General features: G+C 61.7%; 21 protein-coding genes. 17 read left to right on the top strand and 4 right to left on the bottom strand.

Translation table 11 applies throughout. The features are described 5' to 3' along the window. Positions 1 to 87: 87 nt before the first annotated feature. The 3 genes from OKC27_RS15480 to OKC27_RS15490 all read right to left on the bottom strand — a co-directional run bounded on the left by OKC27_RS15480 (position 88) and on the right by OKC27_RS15490 (position 3,793). Positions 88 to 1,752, bottom strand: coding sequence for a hypothetical protein (locus OKC27_RS15480; RefSeq protein WP_270806442.1), 1,665 nt, complete (start codon positions 1,750 to 1,752; stop codon positions 88 to 90). Positions 1,753 to 1,879: 127 nt separating this feature from the next. Continuing rightward, positions 1,880 to 2,347 (bottom strand): hypothetical protein, encoded by a 468-nt coding sequence (locus OKC27_RS15485; RefSeq protein ID WP_042059124.1) that lies wholly within the window; start codon positions 2,345 to 2,347, stop codon positions 1,880 to 1,882. A gap of 54 nt (positions 2,348 to 2,401) precedes the next feature. Further along, positions 2,402 to 3,793, bottom strand: coding sequence for an aminotransferase-like domain-containing protein (locus OKC27_RS15490; RefSeq protein ID WP_182938187.1), 1,392 nt, complete (start codon positions 3,791 to 3,793; stop codon positions 2,402 to 2,404). Between the two features lie 116 nt (positions 3,794 to 3,909). Here OKC27_RS15490 and OKC27_RS15495 point away from each other — a divergent pair, with 116 nt between their 5' ends. The 8 genes from OKC27_RS15495 (at position 3,910) to OKC27_RS15530 (ending at position 12,089) form a co-directional block, all read left to right on the top strand. Continuing rightward, positions 3,910 to 4,506, top strand: a complete 597-nt coding sequence (locus tag OKC27_RS15495; protein ID WP_270806443.1) for a LysE family translocator — start codon at positions 3,910 to 3,912, stop codon at positions 4,504 to 4,506. A 124-nt stretch (positions 4,507 to 4,630) separates the two neighbouring features. Further along, the gene (locus OKC27_RS15500) at positions 4,631 to 5,221 is read left to right on the top strand and encodes a LysE family translocator (RefSeq protein WP_182938186.1); all 591 of its coding nucleotides are present in this window, start codon (positions 4,631 to 4,633) and stop codon (positions 5,219 to 5,221) included. Between the two features lie 131 nt (positions 5,222 to 5,352). Further along, on the top strand, positions 5,353 to 6,051 hold the full coding sequence (locus OKC27_RS15505) for an aspartate/glutamate racemase family protein (protein ID WP_042059117.1): 699 nt from the start codon (positions 5,353 to 5,355) through the stop codon (positions 6,049 to 6,051). 130 nt (positions 6,052 to 6,181) lie between these two features. Beyond that, positions 6,182 to 7,288, top strand: coding sequence for a 1-acyl-sn-glycerol-3-phosphate acyltransferase (locus OKC27_RS15510; RefSeq protein ID WP_182938185.1), 1,107 nt, complete (start codon positions 6,182 to 6,184; stop codon positions 7,286 to 7,288). Between the two features lie 314 nt (positions 7,289 to 7,602). Continuing rightward, a complete protein-coding gene (locus tag OKC27_RS15515) occupies positions 7,603 to 8,073 on the top strand; it encodes a YhcH/YjgK/YiaL family protein (RefSeq protein ID WP_182938184.1) in 471 nt (156 codons plus the stop codon). A 318-nt stretch (positions 8,074 to 8,391) separates the two neighbouring features. Then, positions 8,392 to 9,591 (top strand): acetate kinase, encoded by a 1,200-nt coding sequence (locus tag OKC27_RS15520; protein ID WP_042059110.1) that lies wholly within the window; start codon positions 8,392 to 8,394, stop codon positions 9,589 to 9,591. Between the two features lie 143 nt (positions 9,592 to 9,734). Next, entirely contained in the window at positions 9,735 to 10,976 is a 1,242-nt protein-coding gene (locus OKC27_RS15525) for a mechanosensitive ion channel family protein (protein WP_042656462.1), read from the top strand. Between the two features lie 186 nt (positions 10,977 to 11,162). Beyond that, positions 11,163 to 12,089, top strand: a complete 927-nt coding sequence (locus OKC27_RS15530) for a L,D-transpeptidase family protein (RefSeq protein WP_058053307.1) — start codon at positions 11,163 to 11,165, stop codon at positions 12,087 to 12,089. A 69-nt stretch (positions 12,090 to 12,158) separates the two neighbouring features. Here the strand turns inward: OKC27_RS15530 and OKC27_RS15535 are convergent, their stop codons facing one another. Continuing rightward, positions 12,159 to 13,052 carry a VirK/YbjX family protein gene (locus tag OKC27_RS15535; protein ID WP_182938183.1) on the bottom strand — a complete coding sequence of 298 codons (894 nt, stop codon included), beginning with the start codon at positions 13,050 to 13,052 and terminating at the stop codon, positions 12,159 to 12,161. 325 nt (positions 13,053 to 13,377) lie between these two features. Here OKC27_RS15535 and putP point away from each other — a divergent pair, with 325 nt between their 5' ends. The 9 genes from putP (at position 13,378) to OKC27_RS15580 (ending at position 20,870) form a co-directional block, all read left to right on the top strand. Then, positions 13,378 to 14,895 (top strand): sodium/proline symporter PutP, encoded by a 1,518-nt coding sequence (putP, locus tag OKC27_RS15540; protein ID WP_139409173.1) that lies wholly within the window; start codon positions 13,378 to 13,380, stop codon positions 14,893 to 14,895. A gap of 208 nt (positions 14,896 to 15,103) precedes the next feature. Beyond that, the gene (ftsB, locus tag OKC27_RS15545) at positions 15,104 to 15,421 is read left to right on the top strand and encodes a cell division protein FtsB (protein ID WP_139707536.1); all 318 of its coding nucleotides are present in this window, start codon (positions 15,104 to 15,106) and stop codon (positions 15,419 to 15,421) included. Next, a complete protein-coding gene (gene ispD / locus OKC27_RS15550) occupies positions 15,414 to 16,106 on the top strand; it encodes a 2-C-methyl-D-erythritol 4-phosphate cytidylyltransferase (protein ID WP_182938182.1) in 693 nt (230 codons plus the stop codon). The genes ftsB and ispD overlap by 8 nt, the downstream gene beginning before the upstream one ends. 219 nt (positions 16,107 to 16,325) lie before the next feature. Next, entirely contained in the window at positions 16,326 to 16,802 is a 477-nt protein-coding gene (gene ispF / locus OKC27_RS15555; RefSeq protein ID WP_182938181.1) for a 2-C-methyl-D-erythritol 2,4-cyclodiphosphate synthase, read from the top strand. Then, the gene (gene truD, locus OKC27_RS15560; RefSeq protein ID WP_182938180.1) at positions 16,802 to 17,860 is read left to right on the top strand and encodes a tRNA pseudouridine(13) synthase TruD; all 1,059 of its coding nucleotides are present in this window, start codon (positions 16,802 to 16,804) and stop codon (positions 17,858 to 17,860) included. Before ispF ends, truD begins: the two co-directional genes overlap by 1 nt. Continuing rightward, the gene (gene surE / locus OKC27_RS15565) at positions 17,841 to 18,587 is read left to right on the top strand and encodes a 5'/3'-nucleotidase SurE (RefSeq protein ID WP_042656468.1); all 747 of its coding nucleotides are present in this window, start codon (positions 17,841 to 17,843) and stop codon (positions 18,585 to 18,587) included. The genes truD and surE overlap by 20 nt, the downstream gene beginning before the upstream one ends. A gap of 7 nt (positions 18,588 to 18,594) precedes the next feature. Continuing rightward, positions 18,595 to 19,212: a protein-L-isoaspartate(D-aspartate) O-methyltransferase gene (locus OKC27_RS15570; protein WP_033138377.1), complete on the top strand. Its 618-nt coding sequence runs from the start codon at positions 18,595 to 18,597 to the stop codon at positions 19,210 to 19,212. After that, the gene (locus OKC27_RS15575) at positions 19,209 to 19,790 is read left to right on the top strand and encodes a YqaA family protein (protein WP_042656469.1); all 582 of its coding nucleotides are present in this window, start codon (positions 19,209 to 19,211) and stop codon (positions 19,788 to 19,790) included. Before OKC27_RS15570 ends, OKC27_RS15575 begins: the two co-directional genes overlap by 4 nt. A gap of 9 nt (positions 19,791 to 19,799) precedes the next feature. Then, the gene (locus tag OKC27_RS15580; RefSeq protein ID WP_182938179.1) at positions 19,800 to 20,870 is read left to right on the top strand and encodes a peptidoglycan DD-metalloendopeptidase family protein; all 1,071 of its coding nucleotides are present in this window, start codon (positions 19,800 to 19,802) and stop codon (positions 20,868 to 20,870) included. Positions 20,871 to 20,873: the final 3 nt, after the last annotated feature.

The following is a 20,873-nucleotide window of genomic DNA, read 5'->3' on the forward strand; positions in this document are numbered from 1 at the left end:
GGCTCCCCTCTCTCTATATTTGAGCGCAACGGATTGAACGCAACTGATAGCGCGCCGCAGAGGGCACAGCTCTGTGTGCAGCCCGGATCACGACGACTCGGGTCGCCCCTCGATAAGGCAGGAGGGGCCACTGGCGGAGAGGTGCGGCTGCAGGTGGCTGCGGATCTCGTGCAGGGTGCGGTGATACTGCTGGGCATGTTGATCGAGAAACGCGGGGCTGTGCTTGAGGCGCCGCTCCAGGGTGTCGACCAGCAGTGCCACTCGGGGGGCGGCCATGCCCGCTGGCCAGCAGTGTTGCAGCAGCTCCAGCAGTTGCCAGGCATCGCCGGGCAGGGCAGGGAACTCCTCCAGCAGCTGCAAGCCCGCTTGCAGGGCGGTCTGATACTGGCTGGCCTGCATCGCCTTGTGGCGCAGCTGGCGCAGTTCGCTCAGGCGCTGCTCTCTCGCCGTCAGGCGCTGGCCCAGCTCGGTGACCAGATGGTGGAACAACTGATGGGTGAGCGGGTGGGGCGCCACTCTGGCGCGGTAGTGGGTCAGCTGGGTCAGGTAGCGCCGGGCGTGGTGGGGCAACCCGCAGAATTGGCTGACCGCAAAGCCGAGCAGCAGGGCGAGGTGGTTGTCGTTCCCCTCGTCCGGCTGGTGGTGGGCAATCAGGATCAGCGCCTCGTCAAAGCGGTAATCCAGCCCCAGCATCAACGCCTGCAGCAGCTCATATTCGTGGGGGGCCAGCGTGGCGGTGCGTTTGAGGTGCTCCCACTCCTGTTGCAGGGAGCGGATCCGGTTGCTGGAGGGGGCATGCCACAGCACCGCCAGACTGGCATTGAGCATAAAGCTGTCGATGGCGAGCCGGACGCGCTGTTCGCTGAAGTGGCGCAGAGTCAGGCTGTTGGCCTGCTCCAGCACCTTCTCCTCATCTTGCAGCACCAGCCCGAGCAGCATCGCCAGCTGATGCCAGCGTGGCTGATGGGGGCGAAGCTGCTGCAGCTCCCCCATGGTTTCCCAGGCGGCCAGCCAATGCTGCTGGTGTAGTTGGCTGGCGAGTCGCAGCTCCAGCCGGGTGGCGGAGGGCAGCCTGGCCTGATGGCGCTGCAGGTCGGTCTGGGCGCTCTGCAACTTGCCGAGCCCCAGCATGGCGTAGAAGAACCCGGCCCTTGGCCAGCTCGCTTGATACTCGTTGGCACAGAGGGCGTAGTGCTGGGCGGTGGTGACCCGCTCGGCCGATTGCAGCAGCAGGTAGCCCTTGAGCCGATCCAGCCAGGGGGTCAGCTCGCGATGCTCCCGCTGAAACAGCAGGTCTTCGCACAGGGCGGTGGCCAGTTGCCACTCCCGCAACAGAATGGGGGCGGCCAGGGTGCGAGTCAGGCTGCTTAATTTCACCAGCGGGCCGAGCACGGTGGCGAGCTGCCGGGTCATGAAGGGGAGTGGCAGATAGAGGGAGAAGTAGAGATCCGAGGGGAGAAACTCCTGCTCGCTCTGATCGGCATCGAGCAATAGCAAAACGCAACCGGGTTGCAGCAGGCCGAGATAGTGCGCCTCGTGCAGCAGCCGGGCCCCTTCAAGGCCCTGTTGCTTGTCCTGCTGACAGATGATGGTGTCGAAGGGTTGCTGTTGCAGCAGCGCCAGCAGGCCACTGCGCTCCTGATTCGGATGGCTGTGATAGTGGATCCGGTCGGCGGGCACACCCTGTTCGGTCAGTTCCCGGGTGATGGCGCTACGGAGCAGGGCATCCTCTTCGAGCAGCAGTATCGTCATGCACGCACTTCCTTTGAGCAGACCATTGAATGGATCATGGTAGAGCCAAGGCGCACATAGGCCCAGTTTTGGGCGAGTGAAAAGTTGACAGTAGTCAGCAGGGTAATAGATGGCGCATGATGGACAGTTATTGTACTGGTGCGCCGCTGGCCGGGAAGCTGCATTCGGTCTGCCGGATCAGGCGAGATCCATCTCCCCTCGTACCCTGCCAGTTCAGATCGAGCTGTCCGAGGCGGCCCAGATGGCGCAGTTCAAATTCGTAGCGCTGGCAGAGGTTGTCCTGAGGCAGGGTCGCCATGCTCGCTGGCAGTCGGTATTGATAGTGAAGGATCGGCCCATCCTCCAGCTTGCTGCTGACCGGCACCAGCCCCTCGGCTGTGGGCTGCAGGGCACCCAGATAGCGGCGCAAACTGAGCGGGGCATCGATCGCCTTTTGATAGTGCAGGCCGTTCATCGCCGCCAGCTCCTCTTCCAACCGTTGCAACTCCCCTTCCAGCCCATTGAGCGCCGCCCCCAACTGCTGGTGGGTCGTTGACGAGGCGCAGCCACCCAGCAGCAGGGTGGCAAGCAGCAGGGCGGCTTTCATGGGGGGCATGGCTTCTCCTTGGCTATGACGATAAAGAGTGACGGTCAACTCGGCTGGCCCTGACTATAGCAGGGGGTTGCTGGGGGGCGTCCCCTGCAGCAGTTGCGCCAGTCGGGCCAGCCCTTCGCCGACCCGGGCGTCGGTGGCGGGTTGGCTCAAGCTCAGGCGCACCCCTTGCGGGGCGGCAAACTGGCCGGCGGCGAAGTGTTCCCCGCTCGCCACGCCGACGTCAAGGGCATCGGCGGCAGCGGCAAACTGCTGGCTGCGCCAGGGCTCCGGCAGCGGCAGCCAGGCGTGCATACTGCCCGGCTGCCAGCGGGCGGTCGGCAGCAGGTGGCGCAGCAGTTCGCCACGGCGTTTGAGGATCTCCCGCTGCTGCGCGATCAGCGGCATGATCTGGCGCTGAGTGACCATTTTGCAGGCCAGCTCGATCAATAGCGGACTCACCATCCAGCTCGACAGCCGCATGGTCTGGGCGAAGGCGCTGCGCAGGGCGGGTGGCGTCAGCACGAAGCCGACCCGCAGGCCGCCGCAGGCGATCTTGGCCAGACTGCCCAGATAGATGACCCGCTCCGGCGCCAGATTGACCAGCGGCTGCGGATGGGGCTCCGGCAGCAGGCCGTTGACGTCATCCTCAATGATCAGCAGATCGTGGCGACGGGCGATGGCGACGATGGCCTCCCGCCGCGCCAGACTCATGATGGCGGTGGTGGGATTTTGCAGGGTCGGGGTGAGGTAGAGCAGCTTGGCCCGGCGGGTGCGGCAGGCGGCGTCCAGCGCCTCGGGCAGCAGCCCCTCCTCATCCATCGCCAGCCCCACCACCTGATTCTTCAGCTGGCGAGCGTTGCCCAGCATACCGGGGTAGCTCAGCCCCTCGCACAGGATGGTCTCCCCCACGCAACCGGTCGCCAGCAGCGCCAGCATGATGCCGTGCTGGGCGCCGTGGCTGAACAGCAGGCGATCCTCACTGCAGGCCACCCCTTGCTCCGTCAGCCAGTCGACGAACTGCTGGCGCTGATCCGGCCGTCCCGCCTCCTTGTCGTAGCCGAGCAGAGCGTTGAGATCCCCGTCCGCCACTTCCCCCAGCATGGGGCGGATGATCGCCGCCCGATCCAGCTGCACCGGCAGGTTCTGCCACAACTCGATGCGGTGCCCCTTCTCCTGGCGGATCACCCACTCACTGGCGGGATCCGTGTTCGCCCCGTTGACCCCGCGCGCCTTGACCCAGGTGCCGTGCCCCACCCGGGCGGCCAGCAGGCCGCGTCGCTCCGCCTCACCGTAGGCGCGGGTGACGGTGCCGACGGTGACACCCAGGCGATCCGCCAGGGCGCGGTGGGTGGGCAATCGGGTCTGCGGGGGCAGCTCGCCGCTCGCGATCCCCTGTTCGATCGCCTTGACCAGCTTGAGGTAGAGGGGGCCATCGAAGGCCGCCAGGTCGGGGGTCCAAATTGTCATGGTGACAATAAATCCATTGATCCAAATTTGTTCCCAATATAGCGTGAATTTCAGCCTAATCACAATCAAATAGCACACATTGTATCGACACAATGTGGCAAGTAAGGAGTCACAATATGACGATGGAGTGGTATGTCACCCTGTTCGGGTTTGCCGTGCTCACCTGCGGTACGCCGGGGCCCAACAACCTGATGCTGACAGCCTCCGGCGCCAACTTCGGGGTGCGCTGCACCCTGCCACATCTGCTCGGGGTGGGGGTGGGGCAGCCGGTGTTGCAACTGGTGCTGGCGCTGGGGCTCTATCCCCTGTTCGAGCGCTGGCCGCTGCTACGCCTCGGTTTGCAGATCTTCGGCAGCCTCTATCTGCTGTGGCTGGCCTGGCGTATCGCGGTGGCCGGTGCCCCCGGGGATCCGGCCCGCCGCGCCCGTCCGCTGACCATGCTGGAGGGGCTGGGCTTTCAATTCCTCAATCCCAAGGCGTGGATGATGGGGATCTCCGCCATCAGTCTGTTCAGCCTGTCCGGTGCCAGTTACTGGCCGAGTCAGCTGGCGGTGATGACAGTGTTTGTGCTGGTGGCGCTGCCGGTCTGCTTTGTCTGGGTGCTGTTCGGCCATCAGCTGAGCAACTGGATCAGCTCGGATCGGGGCTGGCGGCGGCTCAACGGCTCCCTCGGCCTGCTGACGGCGCTCTGTGTGGTGATGCTCTGGTATTGAGCCGCGTTGCGCCGATGGGCGAGGGGCCGAGAAAGAGGCATTTCTGACTTGTCGCCACGGGGTTGGCTCTGCATATTAGAAGGCTTTCCCCATAACGGGCGCGTTGTATCGACAAGAGGTTGAGATGGATCTGAACTGGTTACTGCCCCTGGCGGGGTTTGCCCTGGTTACCTGCGGCACGCCGGGGCCCAACAATATGCTGCTCACCAGTGCCGGGGCGGCGCAGGGTTTTCGCCGCACGATTCCCCTGCTGGTGGGGGTGGTGGGGGGGATCAATCTGATGATCCTCGCCACCGCGCTGGGGCTTGGCGTGGTGTTCGAGAAGGTGCCGCTGCTGCACGATGGTCTCAAGTTGATCGGCTCGGCGTATTTGCTCTGGCTGGCGTGGAAGGTGGCGACCGCCAGCGGCCCGGCCGAGGGCAATCGGCCGCTTATTCCCGCCCATCAGGGGGCCATGCTGCAACTGCTCAACCCCAAGGCGTGGATGATGGCGCTCTCCGCCATCAGCGGTTTCACCCTGGGGGGGGAGGCTTACTGGCCCTCCGCGCTCTGGGTGCTGGTGATCTTCTTTATTACCGGCCTCTACACCGGGGCGTTCTGGGTGTTGTTTGGTGCCCAGGTGCGGCAAATCATCCGCACCGCCCGAGGCTGGCGGCGTTTCAACCTCGGCATGGGGCTGGCGACGGCGGCCTGTGTCGGGATGATCTGGATTTAGCTCGGGTTGACCCGGGCCTTTACCGGCTGTCTTGTTGGCCCCGCGGGGCCTTTTTTATCTCGCCCGCGTTGCCTTGCCTGCAAGTGCAAGGTGGTACGGTACGGCCCTCCCTTGGGATGAAAGGAGTTCCTATGAAATGTATCGGTCTGCTGGGTGGCATGAGCTGGGAGTCCACCGTCAGTTACTATCAGGCGCTCAACCGCGGGGTGCGGGCGCAGCTCGGCGGTTTGCACTCGGCGCGGGTGCTGCTCAACAGCGTCGACTTTGCCGCTATCGAGCGGTTGCAGCATGCCGGTGACTGGCCCGCCACCGCCCGCCTGCTGGCGGCGGAGGCGCGCAAGTTGCAGGATGGTGGCGCCGATTTCTTGCTGATCGGCACCAACACTATGCACAAGGTCGCCCCCGAGATTGAGGCGGCCATCGATATCCCGCTGCTCCATATCGCCGATGCCACCGCGGCCAAATTGCAAGCTGACGGGGTAACCCGGGTCGGCCTGCTCGGCACCCGCTTCACCATGGAGCAGGATTTCTACAAGGGGCGCCTGCAGGAGAAGTTCGGGCTGGAGGTACTGGTGCCCGGCGAGGCGCAGCGGGAGCGGGTGCACCGCATCATCTATGACGAGTTGTGCCTTGGCGACATTCGCGATGCATCGCGGGCCGAGTATCTGGCCATTATCGCGGGGCTGGCGGCCGCTGGTGCCGAGGCGGTGATCCTCGGCTGTACCGAGATAGCCCTGCTGGTGGGCGATGCCCGCGCGGCGGTGCCGCTCTACGACACCACCGCCATCCATGCCGAGGCGGCAGTCGCGCTGGCATTGGCATCCGATTAATAAACTGGTCAGATCTCACTATTCTTGCTTGCCACATACCCCTTGCCATAAAAGCGTGTAAAATTGCGCCCTGAATTTTCCCCAGCCAACGCGGGTTGGCTGCGGTTCCCTAGCATGCAAGGCTGACATTGTGACTGAAGTAGATAGATTCGCGGATATTCGCCCCTACCGCGATGAAGAAGTGCCGGCAGCCATCGAACGGCTGATCCAGGATGATGAATTTATCGGCGCCATCGCCAAGTATCGTTTCGGTTCCCTGATGAACTGGTTTGGCTGGGCCATTCGCCCGCTGATCCGCCTGTTCCTGCGTCGCAAGTGGTCAAAGGTGACCACAGTGCATCAGGTCCAGATGGGGGTCACCCGCTATATGTCCCGCATGATCGCCACCTCCACCAAGGGGGTGACCTTCTCCGGGATTGAGCATCTGAAGAAAGAGCAGGGCTATCTGTTTGTCTCCAACCACAGGGACATCGCCATGGACCCGGCGTTCGTCAACTGGGGGCTGCACAGCCATGGCTTCGATACCGTGCGCATCGCCATCGGCGACAACCTGCTGCGCAAACCCTGTGCCACCGAGCTGATGAAACTCAACAAGAGCTTTATCGTCAAACGCTCCGCCAAGGGGCCACGGGAGATGATGAAGGTGCTGGGCGAACTGTCGGCCTATATCGGCAACTCGGTTCACGAAGGGCACTCCATCTGGATCGCCCAGAAGGAAGGGCGCGCCAAGAATGGCGATGACAAGACCGATCCCGCCATCCTCAAGATGTTCTATGTCGACGGCAAGAAGCAGAAGATCGACTTCGTTGACTACATGCGCAGCCTCAATATCGTGCCGGTCAGCATCAGCTATGAGCTGGACCCGACCGACAAGGCGAAGGCGCGCGAGCTCTACGAGAAGTCGGTCAACGGCTGCTACGAGAAGGGCGAGTTCGAGGATATCGAGAGTATCGTCGCCGGTATCGTCGGCCAGAAGGGGCGGGTACACGTCTCCTTCGGCGCCCCCATCACCGAAGGGTTCAGCGATCCGGACGAACTGGCCGCGCTGATCGACAAGGCGATCTGGAGTAGCTACCACCTCTTCCCCAGCAACTATCTGGCGGCAGATGTCTCCGGCAAGGCCAATACCATCGAGCAGGCGGCCTTCCTGACCCGTCAGTCAGAGGTGCCGGAAGAGCACAAGGCGATCTGGCGGGCCATGTACGCCAAACCGGTGGAAAATGCCCAAAAGGCTTGAATGAAACCGGTTGTTAAACGGTTTTGCGAAAAAAACGGGCGCTGATGCGCCCGTTTTTGCGTCTGGTCAAAGTCGAGGGGGAAAGGGTGGTGAATAATATGGTTTCAGCTGGTACGATCACTATGAAAATGGGATTATGTCTCTTGGCAAGGTGCTGACGAGTGTGTAACAGTGCCCATATAGCTGAACATGAGCAAAAGCTCTAAACCGGTTTGCACGGATTGCAGACGGCATTATTGAAGGACCTGTCACAGGTCCTTTTTCATTGGCTGGCAAAGATGCCGCTCAGATATACCTAACAGGAAACAGACGCCATGATCACCGGTAGCCTGAACACCCTGCAGCGAACGCCGCTGCCCGCCCCGCTGGCCCGCATCATGGCCGAGGTGGTGAAGAGCGTGGCGCACTGGGGGGACGCTCCGCTCGGCAAGACCGAGATCGATGGCCTCAATCTGTTCTGTCTGGTGAGCGAGGATCTGACCGAGCCAGCCGCGGATCGCCGTGGCGAATTCCATCAGCAGTATCTCGATATCCAGTTGCTGCTGCGCGGTGAAGAGTGGATAGGTGTGGGCCCCCACGACTACGTGAGCGACGGCGCCGACCATCCCCATCCCGACCTCTGGTTTGTCGCTGACGAGCAGACCAGCTACCTGGCGCTGCAACCGGGCGATTTCGCCATCTTCTGGCCGGGCGAGCTGCACCGCCCGCTCTGTACCTTCAACCAGCCCGCCAAGGTGAAGAAGCTGGTGGTCAAGGTACACCGGGATCTGCTGGCCAGCTGCTAAGCGCTATCCTTGGGTGTCAGAGACCCGATCACAGCAGGGCCGCTTGCCCCGTCATGCATTGAAACGAGTGATGCGCACCCTTGATGCGTTGAAACTTGCAAGAATTGAAACCAGTGATACGCACCCTTGATGCGTGTTTACTGTGAAGACCAAGAATTGAAACGAGTACTGCGCACCCTTTAATGCGTTGAAACTCGCAAGAATTGAAAAATTGGGCGCACCCTCCTGCGACCATAAGCCCCCGGCAGGGGAATCCCATCCTCTTTTGGATGACACGACACTGTCGGCATAAAGCCGAAGCACAGGAAGATGTAGAACATGAGCAAGTTGGTATTGATCCTTAACTGCGGTAGCTCTTCCCTGAAATTTGCCGTAATGGACGCCGAAACAGGTGAGGACATGCTGTCCGGCCTGGCCGAATGCTTCAATCTGGATGATGCACGTATCAAATGGAAACTCCACGGGGTCAAGGGCGAAGCCATGCTGGGAGCGGGTGCCGCTCACCAGGAGGCCCTCGACCATATCGTGGGTCACATCCTGCCGCAGGATCCGACTCTTGCAGAGCAACTGGTGGCCATCGGTCACCGTATCGTACACGGTGGCGAGCAGTTCTCCCGCTCCGTGCGCATTGATGACGGCGTGATCGCCGGTATCGAAGCCGCCATTCCGTTCGCTCCGCTGCACAACCCGGCGCACCTGATCGGTATTCGTGCCGCGCTGAAAGTGTTCCCGCAGCTGTCCGAGAAGAACGTGGCCGTGTTCGACACCGCGTTCCACCAGACCCTGCCGCAAGAGGCCTACCTCTATGCGCTGCCGCACAAGCTCTACCGCGAACACGGTATCCGTCGTTACGGTGCCCACGGTACTTCTCACCGCTACATCGCGGAAGAAGCCGCAAAAGAGCTGGGCAAGCCGTTGAATGAACTGAACATCATCAACTGCCACCTGGGTAACGGTGCCTCTGTCTGCGCCATCAAGAACGGCGAATCCGTTGACACCTCCATGGGTCTGACTCCGCTGGAAGGTCTGGCGATGGGTACCCGCTCCGGTGATATCGATCCGGCCGTGGTGTTCTTCATGCACGATCAGCTCGGTTACAGCGTGGAGCAGATCAACCACACCCTGACCCGTGAGTCCGGTCTGCTGGGGCTGACCGAAGCGAGCAGCGACTGCCGCTACGTCACCACCAACTACGCCACCGACGCCGGTGCCAAGCGTGCGCTGGATGTCTTCACCTACCGTGTGGCCAAGTATGTTGGTGCCTATGCCGCTGCGATGGACGGTCGTCTGGACGCCATTGTCTTCACCGGCGGTATCGGTGAGAACGCCGCCATGGTGCGCGAGATGGTGCTGGCACGTCTGGCCCTGTTCGGCTTCAAGGTGGATAAAGAGGCCAACAACGCCGCGGTACTGGGTGGCGAAGGCCGCATCACCACCGCCGACAGCCGTTGCGCCATGGTGATCCCGACCAACGAAGAGCTGGTCATCGCCCGCGATGCCCTGAGCCTGGTCTGCTAAGTCAGCCTCGCTTTGAAACAACGCCCGGCCTGTGCCGGGCGTTGTCGTTTCTGGCGCTCGCCGATTTGACATGGGGGAGGGGGGCGGTACCCTGACCACCACTGTTTTTGCAGCCAGTGGGCTGCCCGGTTCGGGAGAGAGCAATGAAAGAGGCGTTTTTTAACTGGTTGTCGGGCCTGGGGGTGGAAGTGACCAACCTGATGGCGCTGGTGATCGCGCTGGGCTTTATCGTCATCACCTCGCTGCTGCTGCACATGGCGCTGCACCGGGTGCTGCTGGTCCGGCTGGTGGGGATCCTCGGCAAGGCCAAGCAGGTTTGGCTGCCGCCCCAACTGCAACAGCGCCTCTTCAACCGGCTGGCCTTCGTGTTGCAGGGGGCCGTGCTGCTCGGTCAGGCAGAGATCTGGCTGCCCCGTCAATCGGATAGCCTCAAGCTTATCGAGATGGTGGCCCAGCTCTGGATTTTGCTGTTCCTGCTGCTGGCCTTCTTCGCCCTGCTCGACTGCCTGTTGTCGGTGAGCCGTTACACCCGGCTGGGGCGGGATTTGCCCCTGCGCGGCATCTTCCAGGGGGCCAAGCTGGTAGGCAGCATTCTGGTGGGCATCCTGATGATCGCCCTGCTGCTCGGCAAGTCGCCGCTGTTCCTGTTCAGCGGTCTGGGTGCCATGACCGCAGTGCTGATGCTGGTGTTCAAGGACCCCATCCTCGGGCTGGTGGCGGGGATCCAGCTCTCCGCCAACCGGATGCTGAGCGTCGGTGACTGGTTGCAGATGGACAAGTACGGCGCCGATGGCGAGGTGACCGATATCGGCCTCACCACGGTCAAGGTGTCGAACTGGGACAAGACCATCACCACCATTCCCACCTATGCCCTGATCTCGGATTCTTTCAAGAATTGGCAGGGGATGACCGAATCAGGTGGCCGCCGCATCAAGCGCAGCGTCAATATCGACATGACCAGTGTGCGCTTTCTGACGGCCGATGAGCAGTTGCAGCTCAAGCAGGCGCAGCTGCTGGCACCCTATCTCAGCCGCAAGGAGCAGGAGTTGAGTGCCTACAACCAGCAGTTGAGCGATGCCCTGAGCTGCCCTATCAACGGTCGCCACCTCACCAACCTCGGCACCCTGCGAGCCTATCTGGATGCTTATCTTCGTGCCCATTCCGGTATTCGCAAGGACATGACCCTGATGGTGCGCCAGCTGGCGCCCACGTCAGATGGACTGCCGCTGGAAATTTACTGCTTTACCGCGACCACCGCATGGGCCGATTACGAAGGGATCCAGGCCGATATTTTCGACCATATCTTTGCCATCATTGAGCAATTTCATCTGCGGTTGCATCAATCTCCCACAGGTTACGACATGCGTGGCTGGCAACGGGGATAAACAGGGAAACCGGGCGGGTCGGGGACGCGGAAAAATCCGCATATTAATCATCGACCCGTCGCCACTTGTCAGTTGAAATTTGCCGTGCAGAGGAGAAAAATGGCGACCTTCTCTTCGCGCCCCTGATCCCGCTTGATCAGCTGCCAGCCCAGAGACGTCACTTCAAGTCATCATCATGGGAAAGTTATGAAGCTCCTTCGCAATAGTGTGGCAACACTCTGCTACAGCCTGCTGCTGACCGCTGCGCCGGTTTTCGCTGTTGAATATGCTCTGCCTGCGGCCAACAGCCGTCTGGTAGGGGAAAATCTGGAATACGTGGTCCCGGCCGAAGAGAACGGCCAGCCGCTGGAGGCCATTGCGGCGAAATTCCAGCTGGGGCTCACCAACATGACTGAAGCCAACCCCGATGCGGATCCCCTGCTGGTGCAGACCGGCGAGAAGCTGGTGATCCCCCAACAGCTGATCCTGCCGGATGCGCCGCGGGAAGGGGTGGTGCTCAACGTGGCCGAGATGCGCCTCTACTACTACCCCAAGGGTAAAAAAGTGGTGGAAGTGCTGCCCATCGGCATCGGCCAGCTCGGCACCGACACCCCGGAAAACTGGGTAACCAGCGTGCAGCGCAAGAAAGCGGGCCCGACCTGGACCCCGACCGCCAAGATGCATGCCGAATATGCCGCCCGTGGCGAGAGCCTGCCTGCGGTATGGCCAGCCGGTCCGGACAACCCTATGGGTCTGTTCGCCCTCTACATCGGCAAGATGTACGCCATCCACGGTACCAACGCCAATTTCGGTATCGGCCTGCGGGTGAGCCACGGCTGTGTGCGTCTGCGTAACGAAGATATCGAGTACCTGTTCAAGCAGGTACCGGTCGGTACCCGCGTCCAGTTCGTCAACCAGCCGATCAAAGCCTCTCTCGAGCCCAACGGTGTCCGCTATCTGGAAGTGCACCAGCCGCTGTCGCGCAGCGAAGAGGAGTTCAACTCCAAGCTGCCGGCACCGCTGCCGATGACTCCGGCGGTGACCCGCTTCATTGCCCACGCCGACAGCGACTCCCAACTGGTGAAGCAGGCGCTGGAGCAGCGCAACGGCATGCCGATGGCGATCAACCGCTAACGGCAAATCCCCGTCACGACAAAGGGCGAACAGCATGCTGTTCGCCCTTTGTGTTTCTGCTGTGCTGACTCAGCGTCGCAGCAGATTTGCCTGCAGCTCGCTGCCGAGCTGATCGAGCAGCTGGTAGCGCGCCTTGTAGCTTGCCCGCTTGCGGGAGGGGATCTCCTCCAGCGTCTTGCGGGGCACCTCCAGCGGCAGGCTCATCCAGAGGTCATCCTGCACGCAGCCCTGATGATCCTGCCACAGGCCGTCGAGGTCGAACTTGACCCGATCGGCGGTGCGCTTGCTGCTCTGATAGATGTGGCTTCGGGTGCGGATCCCGAGCAGGCGCTTGCACGCCAGCCCCCGGGCCAGTTCGGCGGCCATATAGACCAGCAGGGACATGGGGCGCAGCCCGCCGCACGCCTTGGTGACCTGCTTGATCTCCTCGCTAAGCCCCTTGCCGCCCTGCAGCGAGCAGATCTCGAGGGTCGGATTCGGTGCGGGGCGCAGATTGAGGGCCATGTAATAGAGCGCCGCGTCATCCAGCTTGAGGGTCAGGCTCATCTCCCCCTCTTTGCCCATGTGGGTCTGGTAATCCAGTTGCAGGGTCAGCGGTGTCGTCAGCTTGTCGCTCTGCCACTGGGCCAGCAGCAGGCCGCGCCCGCTGTAGATCGCCAGTTGCTGCGCCTTGGGCAGCTGGCGAGCCAGCTGCTGGTAGTGGCTGCTGATAAGCCCCGCTCGCAGGCGCTTGCTGAGCCCCTTGTGGCGATAGGGGTGGATCGGCTTTTCCAGAATATCGGGGAAGCGGCTGATCGCCTGCGCCAGCAGCGGTTGCTCCTGCTGCTGGCGATAGAGGGCGCGCGCGCCGGGATTGAGCCAGAGACGACCCACATACTTGGCCCGTCGGATGAGGTGACCCGACTCCTCCACCGGGTGAAGGCGGCGGGCGAGGGTGCGCAGGTGTGACAGATGAGATGACATGGTGCCGACCTCTGGCTGGTGTGATGAGACTGGGCGGGGAGTGTAGGAGCGGGGCGCAGGCTTGTAAAAAATGGATAGTAACAAAATGTGAAAACAGAACGCTCAATAGCCGCCGTTGCGACGATATGGTCGTAACGGCCATGGCAGGAAATCTGGCGCCATCCTCTTGATGCGGCAGATGATTTGATGCGCAAAGGTTTTTATTGTGTTTTGTGTTTGTTAAAAGTGGTTGAGCTGGCGCGAACGGCTGATTAAGCTAGGCCGGTTTTTTAGGGATGAGCCCGTCACCAGAGCGGGCAGAAAATGACACAAAACGGAGTTTTGCATGACAGCTAGCACACCCATGTTAATCACCTTCCTGGTGTATATCCTCGGAATGGTGTTGATCGGCTTCGTTGCCTATCGCGCCACCCGCAACTTTGATGACTACATTCTGGGCGGTCGCCGGATGGGGAGTTGGGTCACCGCCCTCTCTGCCGGCGCCTCCGACATGAGCGGCTGGCTGCTGATGGGGCTGCCCGGCGCCGTCTTCGTCAGCGGCATCTCCGAGAGCTGGATCGCCATCGGTCTGGTGATCGGCGCCTACCTCAACTGGCGTTGGGTGGCGGGTCGACTGCGGGTACATACCGAGAAAAACCGCAACGCCCTGACCCTGCCGGACTACTTCACCTACCGCTTTGAAGATCACAGCAAGGTGTTGCGCATCCTCTCGGCGCTGGTGATCCTGCTGTTCTTCACCATCTACTGCGCCTCCGGCGTGGTGGCCGGTGCCCGTCTGTTTGAGAGCACCTTCGGCATGGATTACAACACTGCCCTCTGGGTCGGTGCCGCCGCCACCATCACCTACACCTTCTTCGGCGGCTTCCTCGCGGTGAGCTGGACCGACACGGTGCAGGCGACCCTGATGATCTTCGCCCTGATCCTGACCCCGATCTTCGTCATCATCGCCGTCGGCGGGGTGGACAGCGCTATGATCGAGGTAGCCGCCAAGAGCGCCACCAACCTCGACATGTTCAAGAATCTGGATGTGATCGCCATTGTCTCGCTGATGGCCTGGGGCCTGGGCTACTTCGGTCAGCCCCACATTCTGGCCCGCTTCATGGCGGCGGATTCCCACCACTCCATGGCCAATGCCCGTCGCATCAGCATGACCTGGATGGTGTTCTGCCTCGCTGGCGCGGTGGCCATCGGCTTCTTCGGTCTGGCCTACTTCGCCCGCTTCCCGGAAGTGGCGGCTGGGGTGACCGGCAACCCGGAACGGGTCTTTATCGAGCTCTCCAAGATCCTGTTCAACCCCTGGATCGCCGGTGTGCTGCTCTCCGCCATTCTGGCTGCGGTAATGAGCACTCTGAGCTGTCAGCTGCTGGTCTGCTCCAGCGCCATCACCGAGGATCTCTACAAACCGTTCCTGCGCAAGAACGCCTCCCAGCGTGAGCTGGTGTGGGTGGGTCGCCTGATGGTGCTGCTGATCGCGGTGATTGCCATCGCCGTCGCCATGAATCCGGAGAACCGGGTGCTGGGGCTGGTGAGCTACGCCTGGGCCGGTTTCGGTGCCGCCTTTGGTCCCGTGGTGCTGCTCTCCGTGCTGTGGCCGCGAATGACCCGCAACGGCGCGCTGGCTGGCATGCTGGTCGGTGCCATCACCGTCATCGTCTGGAAACAGTTCGGTTGGCTGGGGCTGTATGAGATCATCCCGGGCTTCCTGTTCGCGCTGCTGGCCATCGTGGTGGGCAGTCTGCTGGGCGAAGCGCCCTCAAAAGCGATGCTGGAGCGTTTCCGCGATGCCGAGGAGGAGTACAACACTCCGGCCGAGAGCGCGGGAGAGCCAGTCGCGGTGAACTGATCCCCCCGATCGCTTTCTGATTGAGAGCCCCGCCCCCGGATAAGGAGCGCCCTGGTTGGCCATCCTTGCACCGGTTTGGCGGGGCTTTGTGCTATCTGATTCACTCTTGGGCACTTTTTTATGTTCGGCCGGGGGCTCGACGGTGCTCGCTTTCTTTTGTCTTGGCACCGAATATGGGACACTAGGCCGCCTGAAGGAGACCCAGTGCATGCGCCTATTCACCCTGATCCTGATCCTCCTGCTGGGGGGACTGCAATATGACCTCTGGCTGGGGAAGAACGGGCTATCCGATTACCAGAACCTGTCGGAGGCCATCTCGCAGCAACAGCGGGACAACCAGACTCTCAAGGATCGTAACGACCTCATCTACCGCGAGATAGATGATCTCACCTCTGGCCTCGAGGCCATCGAGGAGCTGTCGCGCAACGATCTGGGTTACATCAAGCAGGGGGAGACCTTCTACCGGATCATCCCCAAAGAGAAAGACAAAGAGACAGTGCCGGACGATGAGCCCTACGATGACTGATGCCAGCCGGGTATCCGGCCTGACGGCGATCGTCCCTGCCGCCGGCATCGGCTGCCGGATGGGGGCCGATTGCCCCAAGCAGTACCTGCAACTGGCGGGTAAAACCATTCTCGAACATACCCTGGAGCGGTTGCTCTCCCATCCGGCCATCGCGCAGGTGATCGTGGCGCTGGCGCCCCATGACCGCTGGTTCGAGGCCCTGCCCGTGGCGGCCGACCCGCGCATTGTGCGGGTAGAGGGAGGCGCCGAGCGCGCCTTTTCCGTCCTCAATGGTCTTCATGTGGCGCAAGGGGAGTGGGTGCTGGTGCACGATGCGGCTCGCCCCTGCCTGACTCACGGCGATCTCGATGCGCTGATTGCTGCGGCCATGGGCTGCGGTGGCGCCATTCTCGGCAGCCGGGTGCGCGATACCATGAAACGCTCCGATGGCGAGGGCAATATCATCGCTACCGTCGAGCGCGAGCAGCTCTGGCATGCCCTGACGCCGCAGATGTTCCCGACCCTTGCCCTGAAACGGGCACTGGAGGAGGGGCTGCTGCTGGGCGCCATCATCACCGACGAGGCCTCCGCCATGGAGCGGGCCGGATTCGCGGTACGCATGGTGGAAGGGCGCGCCGACAATATCAAAGTGACCCGGCCGGAAGACTTGTCGCTGGCGGGGCTGTTTTTAAGCCAGCAGGCATAAGCCCCTCAGTCAGCACAAACAGTTCAGAACAAGGTGTTCAGAGCAGGTTGTCTCGAATAAACAGGCCCGAACAAGGAGTTAGCATGATCCGGATTGGACATGGTGTGGACGTACACAAAATTGATGTGGGAGGTTGCCGCTGATGATGCGCATTGGTCATGGTTTTGACGTGCAAAAAATTGATGGGGTTGGTTTCAGCATGTCGGGAGGTCGTCTCTTATGATGCGCATTGGTCATGGTTTTGATGTCCATAAATTTGGTGGGGTTGGCCCTTGCATGCTGTGCGGCGTGCCGGTTCCCTACGAGCAGGGGCTGGTTGCCCACTCCGATGGCGACGTAGTGCTGCACGCGGTGAGCGATGCCCTGCTGGGCGCCATCGGTGCCGGTGACATCGGTCGCCACTTCCCCGATACCGCAGCCGAATTCAAGGGGATCGACAGTCGCATCCTGCTGCGGGATGTGTTTGCCCGCGTGCAGCGCGCAGGTTATGCCATCGGCAACCTGGATGTGACCATCATCGCCCAGGCCCCCAAAATGGCCCCCCATATCGACGCCATGTGCGCCGTGCTGGCCGCCGATCTGCAATGTGATTTGAACCGGGTGAACGTCAAGGCGACCACCACCGAACAGCTTGGGTTTACGGGGCGCAAGGAAGGGATCGCCACCGAAGCCGTCGTCCTACTGGTGAAACAATAATGCTGGAACAACTTGCCTATCTGCACGGGGCACCCACTGCCCGCGGTATCCTCAAGGCCGAGGCTGCCGATTTCGTGGTGAATGAAGATCTCGGCTTCGAGCCTTGCGGGGAAGGGGAGCATATCTTCGTCCGGGTGCGCAAAACCGGCGAGAATACCGCCTGGGTGGCCGGTCTGCTGGCCGATGCGGCCGGGGTCAACCGCAATGCGGTGACCTGGGCGGGCCTGAAAGATCGCCACGCGGTGACCGAGCAGTGGTTCGGCATTCACCTGCCGGGCAAGGCGGAGCCGGACTTGTCGGTCATCGAGAGCGACAGCATCCAGATCCTGCAAGCCAAGCGTCACAACCGCAAATTGCGGGTCGGCTACCTCAAGGGCAACCACTTCACCCTGCGTCTCACCGGTCTGGAACAGGCCGACGGGCTGGAAGCGCGCCTGCAGGCCATCGCCGGGCAGGGCGTACCCAATTACTATGGTGAGCAGCGTTTTGGCCGTGATGGCAACAACCTGGAAGCGGCCAAGGCGATGTTTGCCGGCAAGCGGATCAAGGATCGCAACAAGCGTTCCCTCTACCTCTCAGCCGCTCGCAGCATGCTGTTCAATGCCATCGTCAGCGCCCGCATCGAGCAGGGGCTGGCTCACCAGCTGCTGGCCGGTGATTGCGTGATGCTCAAGGGCAGCCACTCCATCTTCAGTGAAGAGGTGCTGACCCCCGAGCTGGAAGCGCGTCTTGCCTCCGGCGACGTGCAACTCACTGCGCCCCAGTGGGGCCGTGGCCGTCTGGCCAGTCAGGGTGCCGCTGCCGAGTTTGAACAAGGCGTGTTGGCCCCTTACGCCGAATGGTGTGACGGGCTGGAGAAAGCCGGGCTGGATCAGGATCGCCGCCCGCTGCTGCTCAAGCCGGAGCAGATGAGTTGGCAGCTGGACGGCGAGGTGCTGACCCTCTCCTTCTTCCTGCCGGCGGGCGCGTTTGCCACCAGCGTGGTGCGCGAGTTAATGCAGGCCGAAGAGGCCGATCATGGTTTCAGGAATCAGACCGATGCGAATTCTGGTCAGTAATGATGATGGTGTGCATGCCGAGGGCATTCGTGCCCTCAGCGAGGCGCTGCGCGCCTGCGGCGAGGTCATTGTGGTGGCGCCGGATCGCAATCGCAGCGGCGCGAGTCACTCCCTGACGCTGGAAGTACCGCTGCGGGTCACCCGTATCAGCGAAACCGGTTACTATGCGGTGAAGGGCACGCCGACCGACTGCGTGCATCTGGCGGTCAATGAGCTGGTACGCCCGGAGCCGGACATGGTAGTGGCCGGTATTAACCACGGCGCCAACCTGGGGGATGATGTCATCTACTCGGGCACGGTCGCCGCGGCCACCGAGGGGCGCCATCTTGGCTACCCCTCCATCGCTATTTCGCTGGTGGGCAAGACCCACTTCGCCACGGCGGCCCACTATGCGGCCCTGCTGGTGAAGGGGCTGATGAAACACCCCCTGCCTGCCGATCAGATCCTCAACGTCAACGTGCCGGACTTGCCCCTCGAGCAGATCAAGGGGATCAAGACCACCCGCCTTGGCAATCGCCACCGGGCGGAGTCGGTGATCTGCACCGAAGATCCCCGTGGCCAGCCCATCTACTGGATTGGCCCGCCTGGCAGTCAGCAGGATGCCGGTGACGGTACCGATTTTGCTGCCATCGAGCAGGGCTATGTCTCGATTACCCCCCTGACCATCGATATGACTGCCTATGACAGTCTCGCCGGTCTGGGGGCCTGGTTAGATCTGCAGGGATGAGGGTGGTGTGATAGTACAGCGCCTGTTAAATCAGCTCATTGCGCAGGATATTCGCGATTTTCGCGTGCTGGCGACCATCGCGAAAGTGCCGCGCCAGTTGTTCGTGGACGAGGCTATGGCGCACAAGGCGTGGGACAACACCGCCCTGCCCATTGGCCACGGCCAGACCATTTCGCAGCCCTATATGGTGGCGCGAATGACCGAGTTGCTGATGCAAAATGATCCGGCCCATGTGCTGGAGATTGGCACTGGCTCCGGTTACCAGACGGCGATCCTCGCCCATCTGGTGGAGCATGTTTATACCGTTGAGCGGATCAAGTCGCTGCAGTTCCAGGCCCGGCGCCGACTGCGCCAGCTCGATCTGCACAATGTCTCGGCCAAGCACGGCAACGGCTGGCTGGGGTGGCCCAACAAAGGGCCTTATGACGCCATTCTGGTGACGGCCGCGGCGAGCGAGATCCCCACGGCACTGACCGATCAGCTGGCCGAAGGGGGCCGACTGGTGTTGCCCGTGGGTGACAGCCAGCAGACCCTGCAGCTGATCGAACGATCCGGCTCCCAGCTGACCAGCCGTATTCTGGAGCCGGTACGTTTTGTTCCCCTGATTGACGGAGATGTTGAGTGAAGTTGTTTTCCCGTTTGTACGTACTGGTGATGCAGTGGGCCCGCCACAAGCATGCTCCCTGGTATCTCTCCATCACCGCTTTTATCGAGTCGGTGTTCTGGCCGATCCCGGTGGACGTGATGCTGGCGCCAATGGCGCTCGCCAAGCCGCACAAGGCGTGGCACTACGCCGGGTTGGCAACCCTCTTCTCGGTGCTGGGTGCGCTGTTCGGTTACGCCCTTGGCTATGCCCTGTGGGATCCGGTGGTGCTGCCACTGGTGGAGTCTGTCGGCTATCAGGACAAGATCGGGATCGCCCGCCACTGGTTTGAGCAGTGGGGGATCTGGGTCATTTTCATTGCCAGCTTCACCCCTATCCCCTACAAGGTGTTTACCGTGACGGCAGGGTTGTTGCAAATGGCTCTGCTGCCCTTCATCATCACCTCCCTCATCGGTCGTGGCATGCGCTTTTTCCTGGTGGCGGGCCTGATGCGCTGGGGTGGCGAGAAGATGGAACGCAAACTGATGCACTACGTGGATGTGCTCGGTTGGCTCTGTATTGGTCTGGCCGTTGTGGCCTATTTCTGGTTTAGTCGTTAAGGATCCATTATGCGTTCGCGTATTTGGCAAGGAAGCAGTGTCGTGGTGTTGTCATGGCTGCTGCTTGCCTGCTCCTCCAGTAAAAATGCAGCTCCGGTGGATGGGGTAGGTGATGATCAGTTCGTCTCGACCATTCCGGCTCGCCAGAGCGGCACTCAGCTCAGCGCCCCCATTCAGGGCGGCAGCTATGTGGTGAAGCGGGGCGATACCCTCTACTCCATCGCCTTCAACTCCGGCAATGACGTGCCGTCGCTGGCCAGTCTCAACAACATCAGCCCGCCCTACAATATCTACCCCGGGCAGCGGCTGCGTCTTGACGCGTCGGGCTCTGCGGTGACCAGCAGCAGAAGTGCCGGTACCTATGAGGTACGCCGCGGCGATACCCTGAGCAGCATCGGCCGCCAGTTCGGCATGACGCCGCAGGTGCTGGCCCAGAGCAACAATCTGAGCGCCCCCTATGCGCTGCAGCCGGGTCAGGTACTCAACGTCCAGACTGCTGGCGGTGGTTCGACCCAGATGGTGGCTGCGACTCGTCCGGCAACCGTGACGCCAGTGGCAGTGAGCCGTCCGAGCAGCGGACCGCGTCCGTTGGCCGAGCCGAGCGGATCTGGTCAGACCACGCCATTCATCGCTCAGAAATCCGTTGCTCCGGCAGCACCGAAGGAATACGCTCAGACCAAAGAACAAAAAACAAACAACTCCCAGTCGAGACTTGCTTGGCACTGGCCCGCAAAAGGCCGGATCGTCGAGGGGTTCTCTGTTGCAGAACAGGGTAACAAGGGTATCGACATAGCCGGCCAGAAGGGGCAACCCGTCTACGCCGCCAGCGGTGGTAAAGTGGTATACGCTGGCAGTGCTTTAAGGGGGTACGGCAAGCTGATCATCCTCAAGCATGATGATGACTATCTCTCCGCTTACGCACACAACGACGAGTTGCGGGTGAAGGAAGGGGACAGCGTCAAGGGGGGCTCGGTCATTGCCAACATGGGTAGCACGGACGCGCCGGATGTGCGATTGCATTTCGAGATCCGGTACCGAGGCAAATCGATCAATCCGATGAGCTATTTGCCAAAGCGTTAACCC

Origin of the sequence: Aeromonas sp. QDB62, from assembly GCF_027705695.1 — a bacterium.
Lineage (GTDB): Bacteria > Pseudomonadota > Gammaproteobacteria > Enterobacterales > Aeromonadaceae > Aeromonas > Aeromonas allosaccharophila.